Raw genomic sequence first — 10,021 nt, forward strand, 5'->3', positions numbered from 1 at the left:
TTTTATGTGCTCGATGGTTGTATTTGATCTAGAAGATCGAGCACAATATCTTCATCCTCATCGAACCCTGATTGTAAGACTTTTAGGTGGTCTGGATGGGAAATGCCATGCAGACAAGCAAACTCTTTGATAAAGTCATTCTTAGAGCTCATCATTTCGGTAATGTCATTCTCATCGCCAGAAAGTAGTTTTATGAAGTTCCCACCAAACTCAGTGTTAGGGAAATTCATTTTATATAATCCTAAAATAGATAGTGATTGTTCTACTACGCTAGGATCGCTATCTTCAAGTTTTGATATATCAAATGTCACCTCATTTCCATCAGCAACAAGTAGTTGCGCAGCTGCCTGTGTGGTATTAAGACCCATCTGAATAATCTGAGTAACATCTCTACTAATTAAGCTCTTTGCGATTGCATTAAGCAGATACAGCTCTGGATATTTTATCGTTTTACTCAACAAAACATTTAACTCTTCTTTGTTGAGCAAGTATAATAGTCTTCCAGCTGTATATCTTATCTTAGGGACTCTTCTTTTTTTCTCATAATCAGACTCAGCTGAATTAAATAATGCATCTTCTTCATCCAAAACCCTCAATAAGCTATTCTTGCATTTCTTAGCTGATAATAATATGGATTCAATCGATAAGGATTTTGACTTTCGCCGAAACCACTTTTTAAAGTTGTAATTGCTAATGAATCTCTCAATGTAACTTTTATTACGAATGGAATTTGAGTAGTCTAAAACAGGTATCCTAATTCCATTTTCTTTAAACTCTGATTGTAAAGAGTCTGTCTTTTCAGGATTGAGTAATAAATATTTCTTAATATCACCAATTAAATAGCCCCAGCCTCGGCTTAGATTATCTGAAAAGTCGTGTTCACCTGAAAGCCATTCGTTGGTAGATATCACAAAATCTTTGGTTTTGTCGTGTAGTTCTAACTTCTTTTCAAGCAGGGTTTCTCTTAGAATGCTTCTCCAAGATTCAATTTCTTTCTCATCACCTATCATTATAATGTCATCAACGTAACGGTAGTAATGACCATCTGTTATATCATGCATTTTGATATCAATGTCTTTTAATATTAGATTTGCGATAACATGGCTGAATGACGGGCCGACAAGAAGCTTTTGGTTGTCATGAAAAAATGTCGAAGCTGTAATTTGGTTTTCTAATAAAACCAACCCGAGGTCAATGTACTTCCTGTCAATATTGTTTTTGGTAGTGTGTTCTTCCCATGTGGATTTAGCATCTTCTAAGGAAATGCTAGGATAAAACTTTTTAATATCACTATATGAAAGTTTCTTACCAATATTTGAATTACATGCTAAAGCTATATCTTTTTGTCTTCTAATTAATCCATCGAAATAATTAATGAAAACACCATTTTTTGATGTGGCGTCCTCAAGCATGTAACTGTAGACATAGTTCTCAGGGTGCATTTTTGATACTTTGCTAATCTCAGTTATTAGGAAAGTTTCGGCCAATGCTTCGTTAGGTGAAGGGTAAAATATGTCACGAAAAATGTATTCATCGCCAACGGTTTCTTTAAAGTGTTTAACATTTATATAGTTTTTTTTTGTGTTGTTAGCAAGTCGTGTACAAATGTTACTTATCCAATAATCTGTTTTGGACGTCGGTGCTTCAAGATAATACCTTAAAGCTAAGTAAGGGATGATATCTCTTTTACGATATGCAGATAATGCTTTGACGGCTAGAGTGGTCTTCATTGATCATTCCTTTGAGTTAGTCTAAAACACATAATTTTCATTCTTGTTTTGAACTTAACATCCTTAAGTGGATGCGAGCAGTTAATCTCAGTTTCACAATGTAGGTCATCCTCAATTTTGTTTTCTTGAATAAAGAAAGGGAACTTTGTGAAGAACCACTTTGCTATTTTTCCGACAATTTTTCTTGCCTTACTGATTTGTGGTTCAATCCATATGACATGACTATTATCATCTTTGTTAACATGGAAAATTGATTCGAAGCTATTTTTTGCTGAATCCCAGTTTTGTTCGCTTCCTAAAAAACCGGAAAAGTTAGTTATTAAAATCAGTTTGCACGGAATCCCTTTTCCTTTCTCATACATCTTGACAACAAAATCTAAGTTATTTTGAAGATTAACTGCATCCCAATCTGTTATCTCATACTCCACAATTATTGCTTGAGTCGCTAATAGTGGTTTTAATCCTTCAATTTGCCTAGAAAAATAATCTCTTGCTGATGGCGAAATTTCGCCAGCTAGTATTTTCAAGTTAAGTGGATATCTGGGGAGGATATTTTTACTTCTTAATTCATATAGTGTTGATAATATAGATACGCTTCCAGAACCAGCTCCTGCAGGAATATCTAATAAGAAAACGTCTCCGCCAGAAAATATGGATATATATGTATCTGATGCAAGTTTAGCTTTATCTAGTGGATCAATAATAGAAAGAATTGTTCTGGCACATGAGCCAGTGTATTTATTGGCTAGATGCGTGTCGGTTTCGCATTTATCCTGCCCACCTGTACTATTACTAACACTATCATTTAAAGCCATCTCTCGTAGGTTTTCACTATCAAGTAATTGAACCCAGCTTGAAATTAACTCTCCGGGCAATTTTAGAGTCTCCTCCTTAACATCCCATAGAGAAACTGGGATTTGGTTTAAGGGAAGAAAACGTTTTTTTTCTCTTAATATCATTTTGTTATTTTTAGTTGAAAAGGAGGTGGGTCAAATTAAATAATTTTTAAGAAAAACTCAATTTATTTTTTGATTTACATGTGTTCTCGCGCAATGCTATCCCCGCCACGCCTGCCCGCTTTATGCATCGCTTTTCATGCATGTGCATGTACCAGCTCTGAGCGTGCCAGCTCTGGCCTTACAAACGTATAGCGATCCAATTTGGATCATGCGGATTCATGCAAGCATATGCACTTTGATGCAGAAGCAAAAAGCCACCTGAAAGGTGGCTAGTGAACGGTATGGAAGGGGCAATCAATCATTCTGCCTGACAGTAAATAGCGGCTTCGAAAATAGCTGTGTCGATTGTCCCTGCCATGTCACTGATCATCGATAGTGCCATTTTTAATTCGTCTTCTTTGCAATGTGCGATCAGCGATACGTCAGCAATGAATTGAATGCGGGCAACTGTTTCACTTAGATTATCTATGTTCATCAAATGATTAACTCCTTCTAGTCAAAATATACTGTATGTATAAACAGTATCATGATGAACTAAAATCGTAAACAATCGTGCGGCTCAGATTAGTCCGACTGCCGTTTTATTAATCAGGCAACTGTATGCCTCTTTTTCTCGCTAGTGCATTGAAGCGCTTTAATGGGGCGGCATTTTTGCGACGTCTATGGAAGAGATACCCGCTTGTACCGCTCCAGTAAGAAAGCTCACCAACTTTGATTTTGTGACCTTTCATCATGCGGACAGCTTCACCGTCGGACAGTGTCAACCTTGAGATCTCAAAGAAACTCTTTTTCAAAGCATCCCGTTCTGCGTAATGACTCAGTTCATAGTGATATTTGTCCGGCTCAGGTTGCTCTTGTGCTGGCTTTTCTCTTAATCGCTTAATAATCCTTCTGCGCACGGCGCGAGTAGGGGGCTTAGAGAAATCGATAGCAGCTTTAGAATCTGTTGGCTCCGTACAGTTATTGACAGAACTCCGAGAGGACGCAGGCGCGTCCTTAAATTCAAAACCCAAATCAACGGCACGTTTTGGGACAATCTTCCATTGCATCAGACGGGTTAAAATTGGCGTATCGTCGCCAACTTCAGTTGCGTAAACACCCTTAATACGCACGGTTTCCTCTCCGTACTCATTTATCTCTTCGCTTGCCTGATACCAGGTGCGCACAGCCAGCTCGTCGCGGCGCACGAACGGGCCACCCTGCGCGTTAACGTATCCGGCCCAGTCTCCTGCGTCGGCGGCGTCATGCGCGGCCGCAAACTCAACGCTCAGGCCGTGCGCGGTTTCGCTGTCTGCCATGCGGCGCAGCTCGCGGTAAACCGTGACCGGCGCACCGCCCACAAACTGAAATTGCCGGATGTGCCAGCGTGCCGCCCAGGCAGAAACGGCCGAGGCAGTTTCTTTCAGATCTTTTCCGCTCTCGTCGTCTGTCTCACCATCCAGCGCATAACCATCAATATTTTTGGAAATGTATTTAGCGACGTAACCTGTCGCGCTGCCTTTATGCGGGTCGATAGCCTCAGCGTGAAAGCGGGCCTTACGGGCTTTGTCGGTTGTCAGCTCGCTGCCGTCTTGTTGCCAGGCGTAGTCGCGCATAATCTCGCGCACGCGCTCAGCCTGCTCCGGGCGCATAAACATGAGCATGTGCCAGTGCGGGGTTGCATCATGATGAGGCTCAGCAACGCGGATCCCGAAGATGCGGATTTCTTCGCGGTGCAACTTAGCGCGGATTTTCTGCCAGACACTGCAGAGATAACGCTGCGTTTCTGCCGGGCTGGCACCGTTCCATTTACGGTTGCGATGCCCGGTTTTGATTGTGGCGTGATAACGCGCGGGGGCGGTCAGCGTGTAGAATTCGCCGATAAAGCCCATTTCATTGCAGATATTTTCGAAACCGCGAATGCGGGTCATCAGCTCGCAGCGGCGGATCGCCGGGTTAGCCACGCTGCCGTCGTATTTTTCAATCAAGCTGATGCGGTTGCCTTCTTCGTCTTCTAGTTCCATTCCCTTCAGAAACTCACGGGTGCGGCGCTTCTGCTCGCGCCACTCTGAAACGGTCATGGTGCTGGCGTAGGGGGTGTGCTTTTTGCTGACGTTAGCCAGGGCAATCTGAAGATGTTCACGCCATGATGCGGCCACGCGACGCAGCCTGCCTTTCCACCACTTTTCCGTCTGCATACGCAGGATTGCCGGAGTAACTTCCTCCGGGTCAAAAAGGCGCGACGTGACCTTTTCCCACAGGGGGGGCGTCTGGCTCAGCTCGCGGGTGATGGTGGAGGCGGTCATGTAAACACGGTGCGTGTATTTGTAATCTGACTCGTCGCTGGCCTGCGCGTGTGCCTGTACCAGCTCGGCGAGGATGAAATTAGCAACATCCCCGGCCAGTAGATCGACGTCGGCGCGCGCCATGTCAGGCAGTCGGTTGAAGCGGCGCATCAGATTGAAAAGCTGACCACCGGCTACAGCCGCATTGTCACGCTCAGTTGCGTTACCGCCGAGTAACTTTAATGTGCTCCCCTTCATTACCCCGACACGATATTGAGCGTTAACGGTTTCAACGCGTGGCAATGTGCGCTCAACAAATGTCTTTGCTAAGTACGCATTGGCGCGGGCTGTTCCCTGCGTCTTTTCCAGATCGCTGATGCGGCGTTTAACGTCGAGTTGTATCAGAGCAGGCTGCATAACGAGCAACTCCTGCGCACGCACTAAAGCCGCAATCATCTGACTGCGGCTGTGCATTTCCTCATAAGTGGGATAGGGGCTGGCAATGGCTTCCCGTGGAGCATTCCACGGGTAAGCAAATTCCTCATGCATCAGGAATTACCCTGCCGGTGTTTACTGCGATGTTCCTCAATTTCCTGGCAGGAAACGCAGCGAGTTACACCCAGATACGCGCGCCGGCGCTTTTCAGGAATTGGGTCATCACAGTCTTCACAAAATGAGGCGCTTATAGCAGGCGCGCGATTGACGATATTGGCGATATTTCGAGCCAGCATTTCATCGGTGCGCTGCTGCACGATGTCCATTGAGTCAGCCATTAGTGCGCCTCCTCAATCTTAGCCTGAATTTTTTCCGCTTCCTGATTAAGTAGCTCGGCTGCTTCGATGTGTGTCATTCCATCACTACGGATCTTCCATGCCAATACATTGAGGCGTGAGGCCATAAGTTCTGCACGAGCAAGACGCTCTTCCTTGCGCGCATCATTCAGCATCATATCGAGTTCGATATAGGAACCAGGCTTAGTGGTACCAGATGATTTATTCAGCATGTGATTTTCCTTTCTTCAGGCAAAGCGAATCCCGGCGGGTTTACGCCAATTAATTGCTTTGGGTTATTTAGCTTAAAAGAGTCATTCGTTTGGGAAATAAACTCACAACGGCTTTCAGGTGGTTCATTGTGCGAATCAACGCGTTTCTTTCATCAGTAGTGAGATCAGTAAAATCGGCTGAGTGCCGGTCTTTACCGATGTTTGCCAGAAAGAAAATGGCACTTAAAGCACGCTTGTTATCCTGATAATTGCTGTCTGTTACATCGCGCATTTCAGCAATAAAACGGGCTACATCTTTTTCACAATTACCGCCCATCAATTGCGCGCGGAGTAGAGCGACATGATTCAGTGCGGCAACGCGTTGACCGGTTGTCAGTTCGACCAGCATGGAATCGCCTTCGATAGCCATGATTTGCTCCTCTTAGGTAATGCTTGTGCTTTGACTTCTGAAGCTGACGGTGTTGCCGGATTCCAGCGCTTACCGTTTTCTCCCATAATCCAGCCGTGTCCGTATGACATGGATGGGCTTTGGCGTGTGAGCCTTGCAGCCAGTGAGATCATGATTCCCCCTCAACTCATGCCAAACGATGCACCGATGCCGCTGATAGCATCGACAGTTGAGGACAGTGCCGGGTTAGCCTGAATGCGCGCCTGTACTGCCATTGCGGCCAGTGTTAAGCAGCGAATACCGCTATTAACATTTTGCAGCAGGCCACGTTTACAATTGGCAGTCATAGGTTCTGTAGAGGTTGCCCCAGCTGCTAACTGGCCCACTTCTGCGGTGGCTTTCATGACATACAGGGGGAATTTTTCATCAGCTACTTCGTTTACCGGCACACAGGGGAGGCACTGTATTTGCGCCAGCAGGCCATCAACCAACGTTGCATCCTCAGTGACATCGGTAAGGGCTAAAACCTCTAAGACGGTAAGCTGATGTGGCTGGTCTGGATTCAGCTTGTTACGCAACGTTTGCGCACGCATGCCGGACTGCTTAGCGACGTCTTCCATGTTGTGAGCTAACGCGAATTTGCGACAGGCATCATCGTAATGGGTATGGGTAGAAACCTTGAAATCAAACATGCTCAGATCCTTCTTAACTTGCAAAATCAAGTTATGGTTTGATATAGCGGCATTTGATTGCTTGTTGGCGGTTCTTCTCACGCCATGCAGCAACATTGATAAGAGGATTGCCATGTTTCGTCATGGTGGTTTCTACCACTTCGCCGGTCTTACGATTAGTGCGGTTCTGTGTGTAGGTGAAAGATGGAGTAGGGGCAAGCAAGACAACGCCATTAGCAATCCATTTCTCCAGCACAGACAGGCTGATGCGGTTGGCTGCAGCAAAGTCCTGCTTAGACATGGTTGGGGATGTGGCGAGCGTGACAGCTTTGTTTACGGCGTCGTTTACCGCGTCGCTGATAGCTGGCATCAAAATCGCTGCGACATTGGCAATAAAATCTTGAGATTGCACTAAGTCAAATGCGTTCTGGCTGTTTGCATTTTCAGTATGCATAACGCAATATCTCCTTTGGTCCGTTTTGTTCTATCGTGTTTCATGTGGTGTGAATGCACTTTAGATCGTAAAAACGATTTGGTAAATGATTATTTATCACTTTTTGGTGTTTTTATGATTGCAGAGAAAGGCGGTAGCGCTCAGATTCTCGAAAGATTGATGTCTTCTTATGGTGTTAGCACGCAGAAAGACCTTGCAGCAGCCCTTGAAATTCCTGCAAACAACATTAGTGGCTGGACGCAGCGTGATAGTGTTCCAGGAAACTCAATAATCAAGTGCGCGTTGGACACTGGTGCCGATTTGCAATGGCTAGTAACGGGTGAACTTGCAAAAGCAAAATTTGAAAATGAACCTAATGCTCCAAAAGGCGAGGCTCTTTATAGCGAGATAACTTCAAACGGCGGCAAGCCTGTACTACGTCGGATCATGGATGCTTATGGCTTTACGCTTCAGAAGCAACTCTGCGACCTGTTTGGCATATCATCCGGCACAGTCAGTACATGGGTGCGCAGAAATTATTTTCCTGGAGATGTAGTAGTGACTTGTGCACTCGATACAGGTGCCTCATTAGAGTGGCTCGCTACAGGGAAGGGTAAGCATCACAACAATTGTCTTAAAGATTTAAGTGGTCATGAGATCCCGCATAAGAATTTGGCAGCAGGTGTGTTGATTGATAGCGGGACTTGGTTAGCAGATTTTAGCTTCATTAAACAACCAATTATTGAGCCAATATTTATTTCAGGTAACGTCGAGGCATGGATAGTAGACCAGAGTGTTAAAGACATAAGTAACGGCCGCTGGCTAATTGGCATTGATGATAAATATGATATCTATGATATAGCACTATTGCCGGGCCGAAAGTTAAACGTGACAGGTAAGGGCAATAATTTTACATGTGGCGTCGAGGAAATAAAAGCTGCTGGTAAAGTGGTGCTAACACTGACTTATAATTAATATGAATTGCAATTTTCATTCAGGCTTATTCTGCTAATATTTCAATAGATTGATAGCATGAAAAATAAAAAAACTTTTAAATTGGAGGTGCATTAAGATGGATTATTTCTGGATCACACAAAAACCGAAATCTCAGCTTAAAGAATTGGAAGAGGGCTACATTAACTCGCGGCCCTCTGTAAATTACAGTTATTATAGGGAGTCAGTCAAGGATATAAGAAAAGGAGATGTGTTATTCTTCTGCTCCAAAGGAATAATTTCATATATTGGAGTTACAGAAAGCTCAGTTATATATAGTGAAGATAAGGAAGGCGAACTATGGAGAGTAAAGTTTAAGCATTTTAAATTGGAAAATCCCGTTTCGATTTTAGAGCACAAAGAGTATTTGGTGGATAATAAAAAAATAAAGTACTCACCAATAACTTCTGAGGGAAAATCCCAAGAGGGTTACTGCTCTAATATCCCAGCTAATGTGGCTAATTTTTTACTCTCAAGAGCAGGCGTTTTTTTATCTAATGGTAAAGCAGTTGCATTAAAAAAAGGTTTGAACAACCGAGTGCATAACCTTGCTGAACTGCTAGTTGAACTTAAACGAAGTGATGTTTTGAATGTTATAAAAAGTTATAACACATTGAATAAATCGCATTATAAATATCAGCAATCATCAACTTATGATCTTAAGTATGGACTCGAACTTTTTGCTCCAAAGGTTATATTTGGCTTCGCAGCAGCCAAAGTAATAAACAGGCCATTGTTTTCAGACGAGTTTTCAGGTGGTAATGGCACACCGTGTTTTGAGATTTTGAAAAAATTGGGTTTTGAAATTATCGATAAAGCAGTTCCTGATGTACAAAAAAATGATGTTGAGATAAGTGAGATAAATAAAGACATTTCAGAAATTGAAGAAAACATAAACATTCCTGTGACCGAGCGCCAACAGCTTGTCGATGCAAGAATAGGGCAGGGTAAGTTTAGGCAGGATGTAATTGCATTACATAAAAAATGTATTGTAACTGGAATTGAGCTTCCTGATTTGTTGAGAGCGAGTCATATTAAGCCTTGGAGAGACTCAACGAATCAGGAAAGATTAGATCCTGGAAATGGCTTACTTCTATCCGCCAGTGTTGATGTTCTTTTTGATAGAGGCTTTATAAGCTTCAAAGATAATGGCCAAATGCTCATTTCGGATAAATTACGGGGAACTGACATTTTAGAAAAGTTAGGCATTGATCCTGAAAGGAAATTCTTAATTAATCCCAGCAATGCTAAGTATCTTTATTGGCACAGAAAAACATATTCCTATCAGTAACTGCATTTTAGCAATTACTGTATTTATGATCAGCGCTGGCGATGCCGCCATAACATCGCCACTTGCCACTATAACTTTATGATTTAAATAGTTATTAATAGTATTCGGTCTTTTTTTGGTTGGCACTTCGTATCAATGACTTAACGTGAAATCAATCAGTTAAGCCCGCTCCTGTTACTTCCTGTTCTACTCTGCTGGACTCTGTGCCGCCACTTTGTCGCTATTTTTCTTCGCCATCAACGCCAGTGGATTGAGTTTACTAAACCTGCCGTTTCTATCCTTTAGTAAA

Annotated in this window: 12 protein-coding genes; 2 read left to right on the plus strand and 10 right to left on the minus strand. The window is 43.2% G+C overall.

Annotation, left to right across the window (positions count from 1 at the left end; all coding sequences use genetic code 11):
- Positions 1–2 precede the first annotated feature (2 nt).
- The 10 genes from P2R09_RS10870 to P2R09_RS10915 all read right to left on the minus strand — a co-directional run bounded on the left by P2R09_RS10870 (position 3) and on the right by P2R09_RS10915 (position 7,469).
- Positions 3–1,730, minus strand: a complete 1,728-nt coding sequence (locus P2R09_RS10870) for an RNA-directed DNA polymerase (RefSeq protein ID WP_275769563.1) — start codon at positions 1,728–1,730, stop codon at positions 3–5.
- Positions 1,727–2,689, minus strand: a complete 963-nt coding sequence (locus tag P2R09_RS10875; protein WP_275769566.1) for a hypothetical protein — start codon at positions 2,687–2,689, stop codon at positions 1,727–1,729. The genes P2R09_RS10870 and P2R09_RS10875 overlap by 4 nt, the downstream gene beginning before the upstream one ends.
- A gap of 298 nt (positions 2,690–2,987) precedes the next feature.
- Complete coding sequence (locus P2R09_RS10880) at positions 2,988–3,164, minus strand: hypothetical protein (protein WP_003854585.1); 177 nt, start codon at positions 3,162–3,164, stop codon at positions 2,988–2,990.
- Positions 3,165–3,273: 109 nt separating this feature from the next.
- Positions 3,274–5,502, minus strand: coding sequence for a replication endonuclease (locus P2R09_RS10885; protein WP_275769571.1), 2,229 nt, complete (start codon positions 5,500–5,502; stop codon positions 3,274–3,276).
- Positions 5,502–5,726 carry a TraR/DksA family transcriptional regulator gene (locus P2R09_RS10890; protein ID WP_275769574.1) on the minus strand — a complete coding sequence of 75 codons (225 nt, stop codon included), beginning with the start codon at positions 5,724–5,726 and terminating at the stop codon, positions 5,502–5,504. The genes P2R09_RS10885 and P2R09_RS10890 overlap by 1 nt, the downstream gene beginning before the upstream one ends.
- The gene (locus P2R09_RS10895; RefSeq protein WP_275769576.1) at positions 5,726–5,956 is read right to left on the minus strand and encodes a DUF2732 family protein; all 231 of its coding nucleotides are present in this window, start codon (positions 5,954–5,956) and stop codon (positions 5,726–5,728) included. The genes P2R09_RS10890 and P2R09_RS10895 overlap by 1 nt, the downstream gene beginning before the upstream one ends.
- 67 nt (positions 5,957–6,023) lie before the next feature.
- Positions 6,024–6,365, minus strand: coding sequence for a DUF5347 family protein (locus tag P2R09_RS10900; protein WP_275769579.1), 342 nt, complete (start codon positions 6,363–6,365; stop codon positions 6,024–6,026).
- On the minus strand, positions 6,329–6,517 hold the full coding sequence (locus tag P2R09_RS10905) for a phage filamentation protein Fil family protein (protein WP_275769582.1): 189 nt from the start codon (positions 6,515–6,517) through the stop codon (positions 6,329–6,331). The genes P2R09_RS10900 and P2R09_RS10905 overlap by 37 nt, the downstream gene beginning before the upstream one ends.
- A gap of 9 nt (positions 6,518–6,526) precedes the next feature.
- The gene (locus P2R09_RS10910; protein WP_275769584.1) at positions 6,527–7,036 is read right to left on the minus strand and encodes a phage regulatory CII family protein; all 510 of its coding nucleotides are present in this window, start codon (positions 7,034–7,036) and stop codon (positions 6,527–6,529) included.
- Between the two features lie 31 nt (positions 7,037–7,067).
- Positions 7,068–7,469, minus strand: a complete 402-nt coding sequence (locus P2R09_RS10915) for a hypothetical protein (RefSeq protein WP_086905965.1) — start codon at positions 7,467–7,469, stop codon at positions 7,068–7,070.
- A gap of 114 nt (positions 7,470–7,583) precedes the next feature.
- On the opposite strand from P2R09_RS10915, the gene P2R09_RS10920 reads away from it, so the two are divergent.
- Together P2R09_RS10920 and P2R09_RS10925 are read left to right on the plus strand one after the other, a co-directional pair.
- Positions 7,584–8,423, plus strand: a complete 840-nt coding sequence (locus P2R09_RS10920; protein ID WP_275769591.1) for a phage repressor protein CI — start codon at positions 7,584–7,586, stop codon at positions 8,421–8,423.
- A gap of 97 nt (positions 8,424–8,520) precedes the next feature.
- The gene (locus P2R09_RS10925; RefSeq protein ID WP_275769594.1) at positions 8,521–9,732 is read left to right on the plus strand and encodes an HNH endonuclease; all 1,212 of its coding nucleotides are present in this window, start codon (positions 8,521–8,523) and stop codon (positions 9,730–9,732) included.
- Positions 9,733–10,021 lie beyond the last annotated feature (289 nt).

It is taken from the genome of Pantoea sp. Cr_R13 (genome assembly GCF_029222565.1).
In the GTDB taxonomy this organism is placed as follows: Bacteria; Pseudomonadota; Gammaproteobacteria; order Enterobacterales; family Enterobacteriaceae; genus Pantoea; species Pantoea eucalypti.

Coding starts and splice junctions, on each gene's coding strand:
- P2R09_RS10870 (WP_275769563.1), bottom strand. CDS start 1,730: ATGAAGACCACTCTAGCCGTCAAAGCATTATCTGCATATCGTAAAAGA.
- P2R09_RS10875 (WP_275769566.1), bottom strand. CDS start 2,689: ATGATATTAAGAGAAAAAAAACGTTTTCTTCCCTTAAACCAAATCCCA.
- P2R09_RS10880 (WP_003854585.1), bottom strand. CDS start 3,164: ATGAACATAGATAATCTAAGTGAAACAGTTGCCCGCATTCAATTCATT.
- P2R09_RS10885 (WP_275769571.1), bottom strand. CDS start 5,502: ATGCATGAGGAATTTGCTTACCCGTGGAATGCTCCACGGGAAGCCATT.
- P2R09_RS10890 (WP_275769574.1), bottom strand. CDS start 5,726: ATGGCTGACTCAATGGACATCGTGCAGCAGCGCACCGATGAAATGCTG.
- P2R09_RS10895 (WP_275769576.1), bottom strand. CDS start 5,956: ATGCTGAATAAATCATCTGGTACCACTAAGCCTGGTTCCTATATCGAA.
- P2R09_RS10900 (WP_275769579.1), bottom strand. CDS start 6,365: ATGGCTATCGAAGGCGATTCCATGCTGGTCGAACTGACAACCGGTCAA.
- P2R09_RS10905 (WP_275769582.1), bottom strand. CDS start 6,517: ATGATCTCACTGGCTGCAAGGCTCACACGCCAAAGCCCATCCATGTCA.
- P2R09_RS10910 (WP_275769584.1), bottom strand. CDS start 7,036: ATGTTTGATTTCAAGGTTTCTACCCATACCCATTACGATGATGCCTGT.
- P2R09_RS10915 (WP_086905965.1), bottom strand. CDS start 7,469: ATGCATACTGAAAATGCAAACAGCCAGAACGCATTTGACTTAGTGCAA.
- P2R09_RS10920 (WP_275769591.1), top strand. CDS start 7,584: ATGATTGCAGAGAAAGGCGGTAGCGCTCAGATTCTCGAAAGATTGATG.
- P2R09_RS10925 (WP_275769594.1), top strand. CDS start 8,521: ATGGATTATTTCTGGATCACACAAAAACCGAAATCTCAGCTTAAAGAA.